Here is an 18,986-nt window from a genome sequence, read left to right as displayed (position 1 = left end):
TCGGGCGCGATCACGCATCCGGGTACAAGCTGGAAGTCCCTCTTGCCCTGCGCCCGGGAGGACACCATGAGCGCGTCACCGTCGCTCGCTTCAGGCCCTGAAGGTCCCCACGCCCTGCGGCCGTTGCTCGACACCGTGCTCGAAGCACTGAGCGAGGGCGCCCGAACACGCGGGGGACCACTGCCCGCCGGCGGCCCGGACGCGGTCGCCGCGCGCATGCGGGACGCGGTCGGGGACGTACTCCCGCACCAGGGCGACCCGGACGCCCTCCACAACCTGGTGCGGGCCCTCGCAGCGGGCGCCACCGACCCCTCGGACCCCCTCTGCGCCGCCCACCTGCACTGCCCACCCCTCGCCCTCGCCACCGCCGCCGACCTCGCCGCCTCAGCCCTCAACCCCTCGCTGGACTCCTGGGACCAGGCGCCCGGGGCGTCGGAGCTGGAGACGTTGGTGACGGGGGCGCTCGCGGCGGAGGTGTTCGGCGGCGTGGGAGAGGAGAGGGGCAGCGCCACGCTCCTCACCACCGGCGGCACCGAATCCAACCAACTGGCCCTCCTCCTCGCCCGAGAGGCCCAAGGCGCCGGCGTTCGCCTGATCCACGGGGCCAACGCCCACCACTCGCTGCCCCGCGCCGCCTGGCTGCTCGGCCTGCCCGAACCCGTCGCCGTACCCGCCCCGGCCGGCACGCTCGACCCCGCCGCCCTCGACGAGGCCCTCACCCAGCTCCCCGGCCCCCACCTGGTGGCAGCCACCGCGGGCACCACCGACGCCGGACTCATCGACCCACTCCCCGAGATCACCGCCCTGTGCGCCGCCCACCGCGCCCGGCTCCACATCGACGCCGCCTACGGCGCAGGCCTCCTCTTCAGCGACCGGTACCGCGACCGGCTCACCGGCCTCGACGCCGCCGACACCGTCACCCTCGACCTGCACAAGCTCGGCTGGCAACCGGTCGCCGCCGGCCTCCTCGCCGTCAGCGACCCGCACGACCTCACCGCGCTCCACCACCACGCCGACTACCTCAACGCCCACGACGACACCGAAGCGGGCCTGCCCGACCTCCTCGGCCGCTCCCTGCGCACCAGCCGCCGACCGGACGTCCTCAAGATCGCCGTCACCCTCAAGACCCTCGGCCGCAGCGGCCTCGGCCGCCTCGTCGAGCAAGTCTGCGACCACGCCCGCGAGTTCGCCGCCCTCGTCCACGACCACCCCGGATTCGAGCTCTACGACCCGCCCACCATCAGCACGGTCCTGTTCCGGCCCGCACACGCCACCGACGCCGCCGTCGCAGCCGTACGCCGAAGGCTCCTCACCGACGGCCGCGCCGTTCTCGGACGGGCCCGGATAGACGGGCGCCTGTGGCTCAAAGCCACGCTCCTCAACCCCCACACACGCCCGGACGACCTGGCCGCTCTCCTGAAACTGGTGGAAGGAAACACCCCCGGATGATCCCCCAGCCGAACCCCCACACCGGCACCCAGCCGAACCCCCACACCGGCACCCACACGCGCCCCCAGACAAGCGCCTTCACCCGCCCTCAGACAAGCCCCGGCACCGGCCCCCACGCCGTCCCCGACACCGGCCCGCAGCCCACCCTCAGGACAACCCCACGCCACGACCCCGACACCCCCGACGACCCCGACACCCCACGCGACCTCGTCGGCATCGGTATCGGCCCCTTCAACCTCTCCCTCGCCGCCCTCGCCCACCCCCTCACCGGCCTCGACGCCGTCTTCTACGAACAGCGCCCCACCTTCGCCTGGCACCCCGGCCTCCTCATCGAAGGCGCCCGCATCCAAGTCCCCTTCCTCGCCGACCTGGTGACCCTCGCCGACCCCGCCAGCCCCTGGTCCTTCCTCAACTACCTCAAAACCCGCGACCGGCTCTTCCCCTTCTACTTCGCCGAGCGCTTCCACATCCAGCGCGCCGAATACGACGCCTACTGCCGCTGGGTCAGCGAGAACCTCCCGGCACTGAGCTTCGGCCACCAGGTCGACGCCGTCCGCTACAACCCCGAACGCGACGTCTTCGAAGTCGACTTCACCAAGCTCGGCCCCGACGGAGAGGCCGAAGCCCTCGGCCGCACCTACGCCAAGAACATCGTCCTGGGCATCGGCACCGAGCCCGACGTGCCCGACCCACTCAAGCCCCTCGTCGAGGCACCCGGCGTCCCCGTCATCCACGCCGCCGACTACCTCGACCACCGCGAGACACTCCTCGCCGCCGACCACATCACCGTCATCGGGTCAGGACAGTCCGGCGCCGAAGTCTTCCTCGACCTGCTCCGACACCGCCCCCTCGGACGCGAGGGACTGCACTGGCTCGGCCGCACCGACGCCTTCGCCCCCATGGAGTACTCCAAGCTCGGCCTGGAACACTTCACCCCCGACTACACCCGCTACTTCCACGCCCTCACCGAACCCGTCCGCGACCAGCTCCTCACCTCCCAGTGGCAGCTCCACAAGGGCATCGACGCCGGCACCCTCTCCGCCATCCACGACGAGCTCTACCGCCGTACCCTGCACGGCGGCTGGCCCGACACCGTCCTCACCCCCGGCGTCCGCGTCCGCACCGCCGGCCGTGTCGCCACCACCAAGGTGGAACTCCACCTCGAGCACATCCACCAGAACACCCGCTCACGCCTCACCACCGACGCCGTCGTCCTGGCCACCGGCTACCGCGAACGCCCCCTCAGCCGCATCCTCGCCGGCCTCGACCCCTACATGCGCCTCGACAGCAAAGAACGCCCCCGCATCGACGACCAGTACCGCCTCGCCATGGACCCCTCCATCACCGGCTCCGGCTGCAACATCTACGTCCAGAACGCCGAACGCCACACCCACGGCATCGGCACCCCCGACCTCGGCCTCGCCGCCTGGCGCAGCGCCGCCATCCTCAACTCCATCACCGGCAAAGAGGCTTACCCCCTGCCCACCCGGACCGCCTTCACCACCTTCGGTCTCGACCCGGCCCTACCGCGCCACGTCCGCTCCCGCCAGATCGGCGCCCAACGCGGAACGGTCGTCCCACTCAAGGGCTGACGGGACGCCAGGACATACGCAAAGGCGCCTGACCACCCCCCAAAGAGGGGCGCTCAGGCGCCTCACGCATCACCGCTCAGAACACCGGCGTACCGTTCCGCGTCAACTTCCAGCCCACCGACGCGAAGTCCTTCGGATCCAGCACACCCTTCGCGGTCACCCACTCCGCGATCCGCGTGCGGATCTCCGTCGACTCCGACCACAACTCCTGAGCCGACGCCACATGCGGGAACGCACCGCCGCCATTGGCCCGGTAGTTGTTCACCGCGAACACGAACCGCTGGGCGTCGTCCAGCGCGGCACCGTTGTACGACAGGTTCTTGATCCGCGAACCGGCCGCCTGAGCGATGTCGATCTCGTAGGACAGCCCCGACACATAGTCGTAGTTGTAGTCCGGGCGGCCACCCGCGTTCGTCAGCTTCTCCACATCGACCGTCGCGTCCGGCGCCGTCTGCACGAAGTACTCCGCCGAATACTCCAGATACGCCTTGATCTGCGCACCCGTCATCAGCTTCGCGACCAGCGTGTTGTCGTACACATACAGACTCGACAGATCCCGGATCGTCACCTCACCGGCCGGAATCTCCGAAGTACGGGAGAACGGCGACCCCTGAGAGATGACCGGCAGCGAGGCATACTCCGTGCCCGCCAGCGCCGCCTTCGCCACATCCTCCTGCACCTTCGTGATCAGGTCGATGATCGGGGCGTCCTTGTAACGGGCATCGACCGTCGTCAGCTTCTCGGTCGCCGTGCCCACGACCTGGTTGACGTACTCCACCACGATGTCGTGGTCGTCCTTCAACAGCTTGGTGATCTTCGGGTCGTCGGCGACCGTCTTCGAGTCACGCACCGTCGCCTTCACCGACTCGACCGTCCAGCGGCCCTTGGCGAAGACCAGCTCGAAGTCGAACAGGGTCAGCCGCTGCGCGTAACACAGCGGCTCCGACAGCACGACCGTCTTGCCCGTCTTCTCGTTCGTGACCAGCAGCTCCGCGATCTCCGTGTGCGCGTGCCCGACCAGAATCGCGTCGATACCCGGCACCTGCTGCGCCACCAGCGCCGACGAGTTCTCGATGTACGGCAACTGGTCACCGTACGACGACGTCCCCGACGAACCGGAGTGCGCCGACACGACGACGATGTCCGCGCCCATCGACCGCAGCTTCGGCACCCACTTCGCGGCCTGCTCCTCAAGGCCCGGGAACACCATCTTGCCCTCGACGTACGCCTTGTCCCAGATCGCGATGCCCGGGTTGGTCAGACCGAGGACCGCGACCTTGACCGGCGGCAGGCCCGGCGGGCAGAACTTCTTGATGAAGTAGGGCGGGAAGGCCGGCTTGAGGGTCTTGGCGTCCAGCGCGTTCGCACCCAGCAGCGGAAAGTCGCACTGCTCCTCGAACTTGCGCAACGTCTCGATGCCGTAGTTGAACTCGTGGTTGCCCAGCGCCACCGCGTCATACCCGATCGCGTTCATCGCCGCCGCCATCGGATGGACCGGACCACCCTTCGCGGTGATCGGATCCACCTTCGCGTAGTAGTACGTCAGCGGCGTGCCCTGAATCGTGTCGCCCGCGTCTATGAGCAGCGTGTTGCGCCGACCCTTCTCCTCACGCACCTGGCTCACCAACGTCGAGACACGCGCCAGACCCTTCGCGTTGCCCTTGGCGTCCGCATACTCAGCGTCCTTGAAGTAATCCCAGTTGAAGATGTTGCCGTGCAGATCGGTCGTGCCCATCACCGTCAGCGAATACCGCTTCACCGGCCGAGAGCCCTTCGCCGGCCCCGACCCCGTCACCGTCTCCGCGGCCTGCGCCGCCGGGGCAGCCACCGCACCCGCCACCGCCACCCCCGCTCCGGTCACGGCAGACTTCTTCAGGAACTTCCGACGGTTCAACGGCATGACTGCTTCTCCCAGGCGAACGGTCAACAACGCGCGTAGATTCTGACCTGGCCATGGCAGGCAGCAACAGCCCCCGCAGGTTTCGATCTGATGACCAGCAGCACCCGTAACCCAGCAAACGATGACAGAGTGGGACGTATGACCGCCCCATCAGAGGAACTTCAGCCCGCCGTCCCCTACGGCACCCCCGACGCCCCCCGCATCGCCGTCCGCGGAGAAGCCCGCCTCGAAGTCGACCCCGAAATCGCCCGCATCGGCATCACCGTCGCCTCCCGCGGCAAAGACCGCCGCGCCGCCCTGGACGACCTCACCCGCCGCAACACCACCGTCCTCGACCTCGTCAAAACCTACGGCGACGCAGTCGAACGACTGGAAACCGGCGCCTTCTCCATCAGCCCCGAACTCAAGGACAAAGGCCGCGGCGAACGCGTCCACGCCTACCACGGCCGCGTCCACATCACCGCCGTACTCACCGACTTCACCGCCCTCGGCGAACTCACCACACGCCTGGCCGACCTGGACCTCACCCGCGTCGACGGCCCCTACTGGGCCCTGCGCCCCGACTCCCCGGCCCACCGGCAGGCACGGCAACAGGCAGTACGGGAGGCGGTGCAGCGCGCGCGGGAGTACGCGGAAGCGCTCGGCACCTCCCTGGCCGCACTGGTCGAACTCGCCGACATCGGCGCGGAGAACGCCCCGCCGCCCTACCCACAGGCCCCCGGCAGCCGCATGCGCTCCCTGGCCTACGGCGCCGCGGAAGACACCGCCGCCGCCCCCCTCGATCTCGAACCCCAGCGCCAGCACGTCTACGCCCAGGTCAACGCCCGCTTTACGATGACGCCGCCGCGGCTGTGAATGCACGGAAAGCTGTGAATGCACGGCAATTCGAATTCACTTGCGGTCACGGATGAACGGCCATCACGTTCACCGGGGGTGCTTCGAACGCTCATCGGAGCACCCCGCCGCACAATTCAACACTTGTCAATAGCCCTTCACGCAAAGGTTGTTGAGTAGTCATACGCGGCCAATTCACTACCCGCCGGTAAGTCATAGAGTCGAAACATGCGCCGAGCGAAAATCGTCTGCACCCTGGGCCCCGCCACCGACTCCTACGACCAGATAAAGGCACTGGTCGACGCCGGAATGGACGTCGCCCGATTCAACCTCAGCCACGGCAGCTACGCCGACCACGAAGAGCGCTACCAGCACGTACGAAAGGCCTCCGACGAGACCGGCCGCAGCGTCGGCATCCTCGCCGACCTTCAAGGCCCGAAGATCCGCCTCGGCCGCTTCACCGAAGGACCCGTACTCCTTGAACGCGGGGACACCTTCACCATCACCGTGGAGGAGGGCGCAGAGGGCGACCGCCAGCAATGCGGCACCACCTACTCCGGCCTCGCCGCCGACGTCACCCCGGGGGAGCGCATCCTCGTCGACGACGGCAAAGTCTGCCTGGAAGTCACGTCCGTCGACGGACCACGCGTCCACACGACAGTCGTCGAAGGCGGCATGGTCTCCGACAACAAGGGCCTGAACCTGCCGGGCGTCGCGGTCTCGGTACCCGCGTTGTCGGAGAAGGACGAGGCCGACCTCCGCTGGGCGCTGCGCACCGGCTTCGACGTGATTGCCCTGTCGTTCGTGCGAAGCGGCCGCGACATCGAGGACGTCCACCGCATCATGGACGAGGAAGGCCGCCGCCTCCCCGTCATCGCCAAGGTGGAGAAGCCCCAGGCCGTCGACGCGATCGACGACATCGTCGCCGCCTTCGACGGCATCATGGTCGCCCGCGGTGACCTGGGCGTCGAGATGCCCCTGGAACAGGTCCCCATCGTCCAGAAGCGCGCCATCAAGCTGGCCAAGCGCAACGCCAAGCCGGTGATCGTGGCCACGCAGATGCTCGACTCGATGATCGACAACTCCCGCCCGACGCGCGCGGAAGCGTCGGATGTGGCCAACGCGGTCATCGACGGCACGGACGCGGTGATGCTGTCCGGCGAGACGAGCGTCGGCAAGTACCCCATCGAAACGGTCCGCACGATGGCGAAGATCGTCGAGGCGGCCGAGGAGGACATCCTCGCCAAGGGCCTCCCGCCCCTGACCGAACGCAACAAGCCCCGCACCCAGGCCGGCGCGGTGGCCCGCGCGGCAGCCGAGATCGGCGACTTCCTCGGCGCCCGGTTCCTGGTCGCCTTCACCCAGTCCGGCGACACCGTCCGCCGCCTGTCCCGCTACCGCTCGCCGATCCCACTGCTGGCGTTCACGCCGGAGCCGGCGACGCGGTCGCAGTTGAATCTGACGTGGGGTGTGGAGACGTTCCTTGGGCCGCATGTGGAGTCGACGGACGCGATGGTCGACCAGGTGGATGAGCTGCTGCTGAAGTACGGCCGCTGCAAGAAGGGCGACACGGTCGTCATCACGGCGGGGTCGCCTCCGGGGGTGTCGGGCTCGACGAACATGGTGCGGGTGCATCACATCGGGGAGGACGACAGTCCGAAGTAGCGGGTGGAGGGCCCCTCTTCAGTTCTTGAGGAGGGGCCCTTTGTTGTGCGGGGTCAGTGCTTGGGGCCTACGTGGATGTCCATGAGGGCTACGGAGGCTTTGCGGGCGATGGAGATGTTGAACGGGTCGCTACCGCGCGGGAGGGTGGTCCACTCGACGCCGACCTTGTCGAGGGCGTCGGTGAAGAGCTTCCGGATGTCGTCCGACTTGTTGGCAAAGAAGTATCGCGGGTATTCGTAGCGCTTGGGCTCACCGCCGACGAGGCGAGTCGTCCAGTTGGTAATGCGGCAGCCGTCGAGTGGATGAGGCCGCGGATGAACTGCCACGGGTGCGTGTCGACGATGGCCTGCTGCCAGGATTCAAGGACGATCTTGCGGTGGTGCTTCATACCGGGGCCGTGCTGCGGAAAGAGGCAGGGCCAGTGCTTGCTGGAGCCCGTGACCGCGACGCAGCCTTGCTTCTTGACGCGGCACACGCTGTTGTCCGGGCGCACGGAGCGCATTGCGGCCTCGCAAGCGTCGATGATGCCTGGCCAGGCGTTGTCCAACACGATTCGCATGAAGTAGACGCCCCGGCGATGAGCGTTGATGCAGCCGTCACCGAGATAGAGGCCTAGTAGGTAGGCGTATGCCACAGGGTCCCCGGGCGGGCTGGGAACGTCTTGGCATCTGGGGGCAGGGACGACCTGCACGCTGGCGAGGCTCGATGCACGTCCGCCAGGAGCGGATCGCTGCTCGGGATATGCCCGTCTGCTTGCTGACGGAGTTGAGGCTGTGCCCCTGGCCCACCAGGGCCAATGCTCGCTTGCGCGTGCTGAGGTCGTACATGTGCACACTCTGCGAGAGCGATCGCGACGGCGCGCAGCAAAAAGCGGATGTTCACGAGAACGTGGACATCCGCTTATGTGTGGTGACCTTGGAATCGAAGGAAAAGTGCCCCGGGTCGGACTCGAACCGACACTGTATGGGTTTTGAATCCATTGCCTGCTGCCAATTGGGCTACCGGGGCCCAGTGAATCGAAGGTTTACCTCGACCCGCTGCCTGTCCACCATACCGTAGCTAGGTAGGCTCTTGGGAGCAGCACCCCTGCCCCTGAACGAGGAGCCCCCGTGACCGCCCCCGAGTCGCCCCAGCCCGTAGACGCGCCCGACGACGACAAGTCGCACGTGCCTCCGCTGACGACCCGTGTCGTCATCGCCGAGGACGAGGCGCTGATCCGGCTCGATCTCAAAGAGATGCTCGAAGAAGAGGGGTACACCGTCGTCGGCGAGGCCGGTGACGGTGAGCAGGCCGTCGAGCTGGCCCGCGAGCACCGGCCCGACCTCGTCATCCTCGATGTGAAGATGCCGAAGCTGGACGGCATTTCGGCGGCCGAGAAGATCGCCGAGGAGAGCATCGCGCCGGTTCTGATGCTGACGGCGTTCTCGCAGCGGGATCTGGTCGAGCGGGCTCGTGACGCCGGTGCGATGGCCTACCTCGTCAAGCCGTTCAGCAAGAGCGACGTCGTGCCGGCGATCGAGATGGCCGTGTCGCGGTTCACCGAGCTGAAGGAGCTGGAGAAGGAGGTCGCCGACCTCACTCTGCGCCTGGAGACGCGAAAGCTGGTGGATCGGGCGAAGTCGATCCTGCAGACGGAGTACGGGCTGACGGAGCCGGCCGCGTTCCGGTGGATTCAGAAGACGTCCATGGATCGGCGGATGTCGATGCAGCAGGTCGCCGAGGCCGTTATCCAGGACGCCGAGGAGAAGAAGGCCGCCAAGGGCTGACGCCCCACCGTACGAGAGAGGCCCGCGTCCCCAGCAGGGGGCGCGGGCCTCGTCGTATGGGCGATCACCGTACGGCGATCAGTCCTCGCCCAGGTACGCCTTGCGCACCGACTCGTCGACCAGGAGGTCCTGCCCGGTGCCGGAGAGGACGATCTTGCCGACCTCCATGACGTGGCCGTGGTCGGCCAGGGAGAGGGCGGCCTGGGCGTTCTGCTCGATGAGCAGGATGGTGGTGCCCTGGGACTTGAGTTCCTGGATGGTTGCCATGATCTTCTGCATCATGATCGGGGAGAGGCCCATGGAGGGCTCGTCGAGCATGAGCAGTTTGGGGCGGGACATCAGTGCCCGTCCCATGGCGAGCATCTGCTGTTCGCCGCCGGAGAGGGTGCCCGCGGCCTGCTTCCTGCGCTCCCCGAGGATGGGGAAGAGGTCGTAGGCGCGCTGGATGTCCTTTTCGATGCCTTCCTTGTCGTTGCGGAGGAAGGCGCCGAGGCGGAGGTTGTCCTCGATCGTCATGCGGGGGAAGATGTGGCGCCCCTCGGGGGAGTGGGCGAGTCCCAGCGAGACGACCTTGTGGGCGGGGATCTTCTTCAGCGATTTGCCGTCGAATTTGATGTCGCCGGAGAGCGGCGTGAGCAGCCCGGAGAGGGTGCGCAGGGTGGTGGTCTTGCCGGCGCCATTGGTGCCGATGAGGGTGACGACCTCGCCCGCGTTCACCTTGAACGAGATGCCTTTGACGGCCTCGATCTTGCCGTAAGCGACCCTGAGGTCTTCGACCTCGAGCAGTGCGGTCACTTGTCGTCCCCTTCCGTGCTGCTCTGCGCCTCGGCCTCCGCGGCCTCGACTTCGGCGACCTCCGCTTTGCCCGGCTCGCCCTCGAAGGGTGTGCCGAGGTAGGCGGCGATGACGCGTTCGTCGGCCTGGACGACTTCGGCGGGGCCTTCGACGATCTTCTCGCCTTGGACGAGCACGGCGACCCGGTCGCAGAGGTTCATGATGAACCGGATGTCGTGTTCGATGACGAGGACGGCGATGCCCTGGTCCCGGATGGCGAAGATGAGTTCTTCGGCGGCCCGGGTTTCCTGCGGGTTCATGCCGGCGGTGGGCTCGTCGAGGAGGAGCAGGCCGGGCTCGCTCGCGAGCGCGCGGGCGATTTCCAGCTTGCGCTGTTCGCCGTAGGGCAGGTTGCGGGCGAGGTGGTCGGCCTTGGCGGCGAGGCCGGTGAACTCCAGGAGTTCCATGGCCCGGGCCCGGGACTCCTCCTCGGCCTTCTTGAAGCCGGGCAGGCGCAGGAGGGCCGACCAGAGGCCTTCCTTGGTGCGGGTGTGCCGTCCGACGAGCACGTTTTCCAGGACGGTCATGTTGGCGAAGAGCCGGATGTTCTGGAAGGTGCGGGCGATGCCGGCCTGGGTGACCAGGTGGGGCTTGGGCGGCAGGACGGTGCCTTTGTAGGCGACCTTGCCTTCGGTCGGCACGTAGAGGCCGGTGAGGCAGTTGAAGAAGGTCGTCTTGCCGGCGCCGTTGGGGCCGATGAGGCCGACGATCTCGCCGGTGTTCACGGTGAGGTTCACGTCGCGTACGGCGGTGAGGCCGCCGAAGCGCATGGTGACACCGCTGGCGTCGAGCACCGTCGTGGCGGTGGGTGCGGTCGTGGTGGTGGTCATGGCGGTCACGCCCCTGCCTTGGCGACGCCGGTCGCGCCTTCGGGCAATGGCTTGTCCTCCGGTACGTCGAGCTGTCCGGTCTCGTGGAATTCGAGCTGCTTCCTGCGGTCGGCGACCAGGCCCTCGGGGCGGAAGCGCATCAGCAGCATCAGCGCGACGCCGAAGAGGAGCAGCTGGTACTCCGCCATGAACTGGAGCTTGGCGGGGATCAGGTAGAGCAGTGCGGCGCCGATGAGCGGGCCGCTGATGGTGCCCATGCCGCCGAGGATGACGGCGGCGAGCAGGAAGGCCGAGTTCGGGGGTACGGAGCCGGCGAACTGGTACTGCTCGGGGGTGACGCTGTAGGACACGTGTGCCTGGACGGTGCCGGCGAGGCCGGCGAGGGCGGCGCCGAGTGCGAAGGCGAGGAGCTTGAGGCGGAAGCCGTTGATGCCCATCGCGGTGGCGGCGGTTTCGTCCTCGCGGATGGCGACCCAGGCGCGGCCGATGCGGGATTCCGCGGAGCGGCGGAAGACCAGGACGACGATGGCCGTGCACAGCAGCATCAGCAGGTAGTAGTTGCCGGAGCGGGTGAGTTCGGTGCCCAGGACGTTGTGCGGCAGTCCGAGGTTGAACCCGAAGATCTCCAGGTCCGGGATGTTGGGGATGCCGTTGGAGCCGTTGGTGACGTCCGGTCCGCTGTTGCCGTTCAGGTTGTTCATGGTGATGCGGAAGATCTCACCGAAGCCGAGCGTCACGATGGCGAGGTAGTCGCCGCGCAGTCGCAGGGTGGGAGCGCCGATCACCACGCCGAAGATCAGCGAGGCGGCGGCGCCGGTGAGGACGGCCGCCCAGAACGGGAATTCGACGCCGATGCTCGACTGCGGGGAGCCGGAGACCAGGGCGGCGGCGTAGGCGCCGACGCCGAGGAAGGCGACGTATCCGAGGTCGAGGAGGCCGGCGAGGCCGACGACGACGTTGAGGCCCAGGGCGACCGTGGCGAAGATGAGGATGTTCGCGCCGATGAGGGCGAACTGGTCGTTGGTCTGGGTGAACGGGAAGCAGATCGCCGCGACGAAGGCTGCTGCCATGGCGACGTTGCGGTGTTTGGCGGTGAGTGCCGAGAGCCGCTTGAGGAGGCCTGCGCGGGTGACGGCGGTGAAGCCGAAGGCCGTGATGATCAGGAAGCCGATGAACAGCTCGGAGTACTCGGTGCCGATGCCGTACGCGAAGACGTACAGGCCGACGCCGAAGCCCGCGGCGATGATGAGGATCTCCGCCCAGGAGGGCAGGTCCTTGGCGCGGCTGGGCTCGGGTGCGGTGAGCGAGTGGCGTATCCGGCCCCAGAGGTTGGGGGTGGGGTCCGCCGCGTCGTAGGGCTGGTCGACCGGGAGGCCGAGGGCGCCGATGACGGCGACGAGTGCGCCGATGCCGGAGACCCAGGCGCCGGGCTCCAGGTTGACGAGGCCGCCGAGTTCCTGGCTGATGGCGCCCATGGCGTAGCCCGTGGTGCCGAACACGCCGAGGGCGGCGAGCAGGACGGGGCTGTTCTTGCCGCCGGGGGTGAGCCAGCCGAGGCCGCGGATGCCGTAGCCGGAGAGGGCGAACAGCAGGGTGAGTACGGAGCCGACGAGGGTGAGGACCTGGAGGCCGCCGGGGTAGCCGTTGATGGTGAGCTTGCCCGGGAATTCGTCGGTCCAGGTCCAGGCGAGGAAGGTGCCTGCGAAGGCGAGGGCGGAGCCGGCGACGGTCAGCGCGCGTGCCGCGGTGTGCGGCAGCGGGATGATGGGGGTGGCCGGTGCGGTGGACACCTTGGTGGTGTCGGTGGTCTTGTCCATGGGGGTCTCGGTGGTCATGGGTATCACGCCCGATCCGCGACGCGTTCGCCGAGCAGGCCTTGTGGCCTGAACAGCAGGACGAGGATGAGGAGGGCGAACGCCCATACGTCCTTCCAGGCGCCGCCGCCGAAGAGGTCCATGCCGGGGATGTCGCCGATGTAGCCGGTGGCGAGGGACTCGGCGACGCCGAGGACCACACCGCCGAGCATGGCGCCGTAGATGTTGCCGATGCCGCCGAGGACGGCGGCGGTGAAGGCCTTGAGGCCCATCAGGAAGCCCATGCGGAAGCCGACCTGGCCGTTCTTCAGGCCGTAGGCGACGGCGGCGATGGCGGCGAACGCGGCACCGATGGCGAAGGCCATGACGATGATGCGGTCGGTGTTGATGCCCATCAGTTTGGCCGTGTCGGGGTCCTGGGCGGTGGCCTGCATGCCGCGGCCGGAGCGCGTCTTGGTGACGAAGAGGCCGAGGGCGAACATGCACAGCGGGGCGGCTATGAGCACGAAGAGGTCGCCGCGCTGGATGTTGGCGCCGAGGATGTCGATGGGGCCGCCTTCGAACTGCGGGAAGGGCTGGTCCTTCTTCGCGTCCGGGTACCACATCCACACGGCCTGCTGGAGGACGATGGACAGGCCGATGGCGGTGATGAGGGGTGCCAGGCGTGGCGCGGTGCGCAGTGGTCGGTAGGCGAAGCGTTCCGCCGCGGTGGCGACGGCGACGGAGACGATGACGCCGGCGACGATCATGAGGGGGATCGCTGCGCCGAGGGCGAAGCCTTCGGGGAGTACCAACCAGACGGTGAGGGCCCCGAAGCCCCCGACCATGAATATCTCGCCGTGGGCGAAGTTGATGAGCTGGACGATGCCGTAGACCATCGTGTAGCCGATCGCGATGAGTCCGTACATCGCGCCGAGGATGAGTCCATTGGCCAGCTGTTGCGGCAGTTCGTTCACCGCAGGGCCTCCGTGGAGTGGTTCGGATATGGCGCCGCGCGGGAGCGCTGATGGGTGCTCCCGCGCGGCCTGGATCAATGTGTGATGGGGGAGTGTTCTCTACTCGTCCTCTGCTAGCCCAGCTTGGGCTCGCCGCTGAACTCCGGCACCCATGCGTTCTTCTCGACCTTGTACGCGGTCATCGTGTGGTTCGTGGTGTCACCGAACTCGTCGAAGGAGATGGCGCCGGTGACGCCGTCGAACTTGACCTTCGCCATGGCGTCCAGGACCGCCTTGCGGCCGTCGGACGGGACCTCGCCGTCGTTGCCCTCGACCGCCAGCTTGACGGCCTCGATGATGGCCCAGGTGGCGTCGTAGGTGAGGCCGCCGTAGGCCTCGTAGTCGTCCTCGTAGCCCGCGGCCTCGTAGTTCTTGATGAACGTCTTGGCGGATTCGAGCTTCTCGACGGGCTCGCCCACGGAGGTGGCGAGGTCGCCCTCGGCCTTCTTGTTCAGCTTCGGGAACTCACCGGAGTAGATGCCGTCGCCGCCCATGAGCGGGATGTTCTGGCCGCTGTCCTTGAGCTGCTGGCTCAGCGGAGCCGCGGCCGGGTACTCGCCGCCGTAGTAGAGGGCCTCGGCGCCGGTCTTCTTGATCTTGGCGACCACGGCGTTGAAGTCACGGTCGTCGGGGTTGATGTGGTCGCTGCCGACGATCTTGCCGCCGAACTTGGTGAAGTTCGTCTTGAAGGAGGCGGCGAGGCCGGCACCGTAGGTCTTCTGGTCGTCGATCAGGTAGACCTTCTTGATCTTCGCCTGGTTGTACAGGTAGTCGGCGGCGAAGGCACCCTGGATCTCGTCCGTGGTGGCGGTGCGGAAGAACGTCTTGAACTGGCGGACCGAGTCGCCGGTCTTCCAGCCGTCGCCCTGGGTGAGCTCGGTACCGGTGTTGGCCGGGGAGATCTGGGTGAGGCCGGCGTCGTTGAACGGCTTCTGCATCTGCTGCGAGACGCTGGAGTTCAGCGGGCCGACGACGCCGAGGACGTCCTTGTTGCTGATGAACTTCTGGGCGTTCTGCTGGCCGACGGAGGGCTGCGCCTGGTCGTCGAGCGGCTCGATCTTGAACTCGACGCCCTTGACGAACTCCTGCTTGTTGGCCGTCTTGGCGGCGAGGTCGGCGGAGTTCTTCATGCCGAGGCCGAGTGCGGACAGGTCGCCGGTCAGCGGGGCGTCGAGGCCGATCACCACGGTGGTCTTGTCGCCGTTGCTGCTGTTGCCGCCCTCGTCACGCGACCCACAAGCCGTGAGTGTCAGCGATCCCGCCGCGAGTGCGGCGGTTATAGCGATGATCGAACGTTGACGCACGAATCAGGTCCTTTCCCTGGCACGGCGGTTCCCCATGGAGCGCGCCGAGTCGAGCGCTGGGCCGAAGTGGCTTCGAATCCGGTGGCTCGGTGACTGGCGGTGACTCTAAGCGCGTGGAGGGAACATGGAGGAGCCTCTGACCAAGGCTGTGACGCTCTTGTTATGACACGGGGTAATGCAGAGCGGTACTCAGTGGGGGGAAGAGTGGATTTCCGGCCGATTCGCCCTGTCCACATAGTGAGAACTTGCAGCGTCCGCGCGTAGCTTCTTCACTAGTGTTCACACGTTTTGGTGATGACCGAAGTCGTAGCTGGAGGCTACCAGGGGGCTTCTGTCGTCTTGTGTGAGGGATGCTCGCCGTGGGGGAACTGTTGGCTTGTATTGCGGCTGTATTACGTAGAGTTACGGCCGGGAAATAGGGTTCGGCGGTCCTCGTTATTTCGTGTATGGGGCACGAAAAAGGAAAAGGCGACTGACTCGGCCTCATGGACCTCCGGTCGGTTCGCCCTTGCGGGATCTGCGGAGCGCCTCGTACTGGCCGTCGGGCAGGGGCATCGGCCGGTGGGTGCCGTAGCTGTCGCCGGTCGGTGCCGGGCGCGACCAGTGGACGATGATCTGCGCGCACAGTTGCCCGGGTGAAGTCGCCGACGGTGAGGGCGAGTTGGCGCTCGGCCGGGTCTCGGGCGCGTCGCCCTGGGCCTCCGGCTGCCCGCCGCGTCCGGCCGCAAGGCCGGCGGTGGGCAGCGCCAGTGCGAGCGCTGCCCCGTGCCGGCGGGATCCTCCCGTCGTCATGCCTCGACGTTATGCCGCCCGGCGTCAGGGTTCAACGGCAGGGAAAACCAAGGGTGTTGGCCGTAACGGCGCCGTCGTCGGGGCGATGGCGTCAGTTCGCCGCCCGGATGTGCTCCCCGTCGCCCGGGTTCACGTCCCGCAGCATGCAGGTCAGCCGCGCGCTGCACACCCGCCGGCCCGCCTCGTCGCTGATCACGATCTCGTACGTCGCCGTCGAGCGGCCCCGGTGCAGGGGCGTGGCCACGCCGGTGACGAGGCCGGAGCGGACGCCGCGGTGGTGGGTGCAGTTGAGGTCGACACCGACCGCGATCTTGGAGCTGCCGGCATGCAGCATCGACCCCACCGACCCGAGCGTCTCGGCGAGCACCGCGGAGGCGCCGCCGTGCAGCAGTCCGTACGGCTGGGTGTTCCCCTCCACCGGCATGGTGCCGACGACCCGCTCGGCGGACGCCTCCACGATCTCGACGCCCATGCGCGACCCGAGGTGCCCGGCGGAGAACAGGGCCGGCAGGTCGACGCCGAGCGCGGCGTACTCGTCGATGACCTCCTGTGGGAACGTCACGTGCTGCTGCTCGCCCATGGGTCCGGCTCCGTTCGTCGTGCTCAGGCGCGTTTCAGGTCGACTGAGCAAACGCTCAGTCGGTCGCCGATTGTTCCAGACGTACGACCACGGACTTGCTGGCCGGGGTATTGCTGGTGTCCGCGGTGGCGTCCAGCGGCACGAGGACATTGGTCTCCGGGTAGTAGGCGGCCGCGCAGCCCCGGGCCGTCGGATACAGCACCACCCGGAAGCCGGGCGCCCGCCGCTCGACGCCGTCCTTCCACTCGCCGACCAGGTCGACGTACGTCCCGTCGGCGATGTTCAGCCGCTGCGCGTCCTCAGGGTTGATCATGACGACCCGGCGGCCGTTCTTGATCCCCCGGTAGCGGTCGTCGAGGCCGTAGATCGTGGTGTTGTACTGGTCGTGGGAGCGCAGGGTCTGCAGCAGCAGCCGCCCCTCGGGAACCTTCGGATACTCGACCGGAGCCGCCGTGAAGTTGGCCTTGCCGGTCGCCGTCGGGAAGCGGCGCTCGTCGCGCGGGGCGTGGGGGAGCGTGAAGCCGCCGGGGCGGGCCACGCGCGCGTTGAAGTCCTCGAAGCCGGGGATCACGCGCGCGATACGGTCCCGGATCGTCGCGTAGTCCTTCTCGAACTCCTCCCACGGGACCCTGCTGTCCTCGCCCAGGACCCGGCGGGCTAGCCGGCACACGATCGCCGGCTCGGACAGCAGATGCGCGCTCGCGGGCTCCAGCCGGCCACGGGAGGCGTGCACCATGCCCATGGAGTCCTCGACCGTCACGAACTGCTCGCCGCTGCCCTGCAGGTCGCGCTCGGTGCGGCCCAGCGTCGGCAGGATCAGCGCACGCGCGCCCGTGACGGCGTGGCTGCGGTTGAGCTTCGTCGACACGTGCACGGTCAGCCGGGCACGCCGCATCGCCGCCTCGGTGACGTCCGTGTCCGGCGTGGCCGCCACGAAGTTGCCGCCCATCGCGAAGAAGACCTTCGCCTCACCGTCGCGCAGCGCCCGGATGGCCCGTACGACGTCGTAGCCGTGCTCACGCGGCGGCGCGAAGCCGAACTCCTTCTCCAGGGCGTCCAGGAAGGCCGGGGCGGGCCGCTCGAAGATGCCCATCGTGCGGTCGCCCTGCACGTTCGAGTGACCGCGCACCGGGCACACGCCCGCGCCCGGGCGGCCGATGTTGCCGCGCAGCAGAAGGAAGTTGACGACCTCGCGGATGGTCGGCACGGAGTGCTTGTGCTGGGTGAGGCCCATGGCCCAGCACACGATGGTGCGCTGCGAGGCGAGGACCATGCCCATGACCTGGTCGATGTCCGCGCGGGTGAGGCCGGTCGCCGTCAGCGTCTCGTCCCAGTCGGCCGCGCGGGCCGCCGCGGCGAACTCCTCGTAGCCGTGAGTGTGTTCGCGGACGAACTCCTCGTCGACGGCGCCCGAGCCCGCGCCGGAGGCGCTATCGGATTCAGCCAGGATCAGCTTGTTGAGGAGGCGGAAGAGGGCCTGGTCGCCGCCGATGCGGATCTGCAGGAACAGGTCGGTGAGGGCGGCGCCCCTGAGCATGCCCTGGGGGGTCTGCGGGTTCTTGAACCGCTCCAGACCGGCCTCGGGCAGCGGGTTGACGCTGACGATCTTCGCGCCGTTCTCCTTGGCCTTCTCCAGGGCGGAGAGCATGCGCGGGTGGTTCGTACCCGGGTTCTGCCCGGCGACGATGATCAGGTCGGCCTTGTAGAGGTCCTCGAGCAGGACGCTGCCCTTGCCGATGCCGATGGTCTCGGAGAGCGCCGATCCGGACGACTCGTGGCACATGTTGGAGCAGTCCGGCAGGTTGTTCGTGCCGAGCTCGCGCGCGAAGAGCTGGTAGAGGAACGCGGCCTCGTTGCTGGTGCGCCCCGAGGTGTAGAAGACGGCCTCGTCGGGGGAGCCGAGGGCGGTGATCTCCTCGCCGATGATGTCGAAGGCGCGCTCCCACGTCACCGGCTCGTAGTGGGTGCCCCCTTCGGGGAGGAACATGGGGTGGGTGAGCCGCCCCTGCTGTCCCAGCCAGTAACCACTCCTGGTCGCGAGATCGGCGACGGAGTGCGCGGCGAAGAACTCCGGGGTGACCCGGCGCAGGGTCGCCTCCTCGGCCACCGCCTTCGCGCCGTTCTCACAGAACTCCGCCTTGTGCCGGTGCTCCGGCTCCGGCCATGCGCACCCCGGGCAGTCGAAGCCGTCCTTCTGGTTGACCCGCAGCAACGTCAGCGCGGTGCGCTTCACGCCCATCTGCTGCTGCGCGATGCGCAAGGTGTGCCCGATGGCCGGCAGCCCCGCCGCCGCGTGCTTCGGCTCCGCGACCTGGGGCGCGTCCTGAACCGGATCACCCTTGGGCGGCTTGGTGGCCATCGCGCACTCTCCCTGTCTTCTCGTTCACCACGGGAACGCCTCGCCGACGCCCGCGCTCCTGCGGGTCACCGGCTGTGTACACGTGTGAGGTACGTCTCCGATCCTCGCACGGGGGACTGACAATGCGGGGGGTGGGCCTGGGGAGGGGGAACCGGCGGTCGTGATGCGGGCGAGCGCTGCGTGACGGGCGTTCTGCGGGCGCTGGAGCCGACAGAGGGGGCCGGGGGCACGCACTGGACCTTCCGCTGGGCGGGCCGCACCGCATTGTGCTC

14 protein-coding genes, 1 tRNA gene and 1 pseudogene are annotated in these 18,986 nt (G+C 68.1%); 5 read left to right on the top strand and 11 right to left on the bottom strand.

Going from position 1 to position 18,986, the window contains the following annotated elements:
• Nucleotides 1-66: 66 nt before the first annotated feature.
• Entirely contained in the window at nucleotides 67-1,449 is a 1,383-nt protein-coding gene (locus ACTMVF_RS25630; protein WP_441273457.1) for a pyridoxal phosphate-dependent decarboxylase family protein, read from the top strand.
• Complete coding sequence (locus ACTMVF_RS25625) at nucleotides 1,446-3,041, top strand: lysine N(6)-hydroxylase/L-ornithine N(5)-oxygenase family protein (protein WP_441273456.1); 1,596 nt, start codon at nucleotides 1,446-1,448, stop codon at nucleotides 3,039-3,041. The genes ACTMVF_RS25630 and ACTMVF_RS25625 overlap by 4 nt, the downstream gene beginning before the upstream one ends.
• Nucleotides 3,042-3,117: 76 nt before the next feature.
• On the opposite strand, the gene ACTMVF_RS25620 is transcribed toward ACTMVF_RS25625, so the two are convergent.
• A complete protein-coding gene (locus tag ACTMVF_RS25620) occupies nucleotides 3,118-4,941 on the bottom strand; it encodes a bifunctional metallophosphatase/5'-nucleotidase (protein WP_441273455.1) in 1,824 nt (607 codons plus the stop codon).
• Between the two features lie 138 nt (nucleotides 4,942-5,079).
• Between ACTMVF_RS25620 and ACTMVF_RS25615 the strand changes: the two genes are divergently transcribed.
• Together ACTMVF_RS25615 and pyk are read left to right on the top strand one after the other, a co-directional pair.
• Nucleotides 5,080-5,796: an SIMPL domain-containing protein gene (locus tag ACTMVF_RS25615; protein WP_441273454.1), complete on the top strand. Its 717-nt coding sequence runs from the start codon at nucleotides 5,080-5,082 to the stop codon at nucleotides 5,794-5,796.
• Nucleotides 5,797-6,003: 207 nt separating this feature from the next.
• Nucleotides 6,004-7,440, top strand: a complete 1,437-nt coding sequence (pyk, locus tag ACTMVF_RS25610) for a pyruvate kinase (RefSeq protein WP_441273453.1) — start codon at nucleotides 6,004-6,006, stop codon at nucleotides 7,438-7,440.
• A 53-nt stretch (nucleotides 7,441-7,493) separates the two neighbouring features.
• On the opposite strand, the pseudogene ACTMVF_RS25605 reads toward pyk, so the two are convergent.
• Nucleotides 7,494-8,267: pseudogene (locus tag ACTMVF_RS25605) on the bottom strand (transcriptional regulator).
• 106 nt (nucleotides 8,268-8,373) lie between these two features.
• Nucleotides 8,374-8,448: transfer RNA gene (locus ACTMVF_RS25600), tRNA-Leu, on the bottom strand.
• 101 nt (nucleotides 8,449-8,549) lie between these two features.
• Here ACTMVF_RS25600 and ACTMVF_RS25595 point away from each other — a divergent pair.
• Nucleotides 8,550-9,206, top strand: a complete 657-nt coding sequence (locus ACTMVF_RS25595; RefSeq protein WP_234766443.1) for an ANTAR domain-containing response regulator — start codon at nucleotides 8,550-8,552, stop codon at nucleotides 9,204-9,206.
• Nucleotides 9,207-9,284: 78 nt separating this feature from the next.
• On the opposite strand, the gene ACTMVF_RS25590 is transcribed toward ACTMVF_RS25595, so the two are convergent.
• From ACTMVF_RS25590 to ACTMVF_RS25555, 8 genes are all read right to left on the bottom strand, one after another.
• Entirely contained in the window at nucleotides 9,285-10,001 is a 717-nt protein-coding gene (locus tag ACTMVF_RS25590; RefSeq protein ID WP_441273452.1) for an ABC transporter ATP-binding protein, read from the bottom strand.
• The gene (locus ACTMVF_RS25585) at nucleotides 9,998-10,870 is read right to left on the bottom strand and encodes an ABC transporter ATP-binding protein (RefSeq protein WP_441273451.1); all 873 of its coding nucleotides are present in this window, start codon (nucleotides 10,868-10,870) and stop codon (nucleotides 9,998-10,000) included. The genes ACTMVF_RS25590 and ACTMVF_RS25585 overlap by 4 nt, the downstream gene beginning before the upstream one ends.
• Before the next feature lie 5 nt (nucleotides 10,871-10,875).
• Nucleotides 10,876-12,687 carry a branched-chain amino acid ABC transporter permease gene (locus ACTMVF_RS25580; protein WP_441273602.1) on the bottom strand — a complete coding sequence of 604 codons (1,812 nt, stop codon included), beginning with the start codon at nucleotides 12,685-12,687 and terminating at the stop codon, nucleotides 10,876-10,878.
• A gap of 23 nt (nucleotides 12,688-12,710) precedes the next feature.
• On the bottom strand, nucleotides 12,711-13,640 hold the full coding sequence (locus ACTMVF_RS25575) for a branched-chain amino acid ABC transporter permease (RefSeq protein WP_441273450.1): 930 nt from the start codon (nucleotides 13,638-13,640) through the stop codon (nucleotides 12,711-12,713).
• A 113-nt stretch (nucleotides 13,641-13,753) separates the two neighbouring features.
• Complete coding sequence (locus ACTMVF_RS25570) at nucleotides 13,754-14,983, bottom strand: branched-chain amino acid ABC transporter substrate-binding protein (protein ID WP_441273449.1); 1,230 nt, start codon at nucleotides 14,981-14,983, stop codon at nucleotides 13,754-13,756.
• A 483-nt stretch (nucleotides 14,984-15,466) separates the two neighbouring features.
• Nucleotides 15,467-15,775 (bottom strand): hypothetical protein, encoded by a 309-nt coding sequence (locus tag ACTMVF_RS25565; RefSeq protein ID WP_441273448.1) that lies wholly within the window; start codon nucleotides 15,773-15,775, stop codon nucleotides 15,467-15,469.
• A 91-nt stretch (nucleotides 15,776-15,866) separates the two neighbouring features.
• Complete coding sequence (locus ACTMVF_RS25560; RefSeq protein ID WP_441273447.1) at nucleotides 15,867-16,355, bottom strand: hotdog fold thioesterase; 489 nt, start codon at nucleotides 16,353-16,355, stop codon at nucleotides 15,867-15,869.
• A 55-nt stretch (nucleotides 16,356-16,410) separates the two neighbouring features.
• Complete coding sequence (locus ACTMVF_RS25555) at nucleotides 16,411-18,714, bottom strand: FdhF/YdeP family oxidoreductase (RefSeq protein ID WP_441273446.1); 2,304 nt, start codon at nucleotides 18,712-18,714, stop codon at nucleotides 16,411-16,413.
• Nucleotides 18,715-18,986 lie beyond the last annotated feature (272 nt).

The organism is Streptomyces sp. SD31 (genome assembly GCF_052068475.1).
Lineage (GTDB): Bacteria > Actinomycetota > Actinomycetes > Streptomycetales > Streptomycetaceae > Streptomyces.
The sequence above is the reverse complement of the archived record's forward strand: the minus strand, read 5'-3'. Positions and strand labels throughout refer to the sequence as shown.

Excerpts from the sequence above, each read along its gene's own strand:
- ACTMVF_RS25630 (WP_441273457.1), top strand. The coding sequence starts at position 67 with ATGAGCGCGTCACCGTCGCTCGCTTCAGGCCCTGAAGGTCCCCACGCC.
- ACTMVF_RS25625 (WP_441273456.1), top strand. The coding sequence starts at position 1,446 with ATGATCCCCCAGCCGAACCCCCACACCGGCACCCAGCCGAACCCCCAC.
- ACTMVF_RS25620 (WP_441273455.1), bottom strand. The coding sequence starts at position 4,941 with ATGCCGTTGAACCGTCGGAAGTTCCTGAAGAAGTCTGCCGTGACCGGA.
- ACTMVF_RS25615 (WP_441273454.1), top strand. The coding sequence starts at position 5,080 with ATGACCGCCCCATCAGAGGAACTTCAGCCCGCCGTCCCCTACGGCACC.
- pyk (WP_441273453.1), top strand. The coding sequence starts at position 6,004 with ATGCGCCGAGCGAAAATCGTCTGCACCCTGGGCCCCGCCACCGACTCC.
- ACTMVF_RS25585 (WP_441273451.1), bottom strand. The coding sequence starts at position 10,870 with ATGACCACCACCACGACCGCACCCACCGCCACGACGGTGCTCGACGCC.
- ACTMVF_RS25580 (WP_441273602.1), bottom strand. The coding sequence starts at position 12,687 with ATGGACAAGACCACCGACACCACCAAGGTGTCCACCGCACCGGCCACC.
- ACTMVF_RS25565 (WP_441273448.1), bottom strand. The coding sequence starts at position 15,775 with ATGACGACGGGAGGATCCCGCCGGCACGGGGCAGCGCTCGCACTGGCG.
- ACTMVF_RS25560 (WP_441273447.1), bottom strand. The coding sequence starts at position 16,355 with ATGGGCGAGCAGCAGCACGTGACGTTCCCACAGGAGGTCATCGACGAG.
- ACTMVF_RS25555 (WP_441273446.1), bottom strand. The coding sequence starts at position 18,714 with ATGGCCACCAAGCCGCCCAAGGGTGATCCGGTTCAGGACGCGCCCCAG.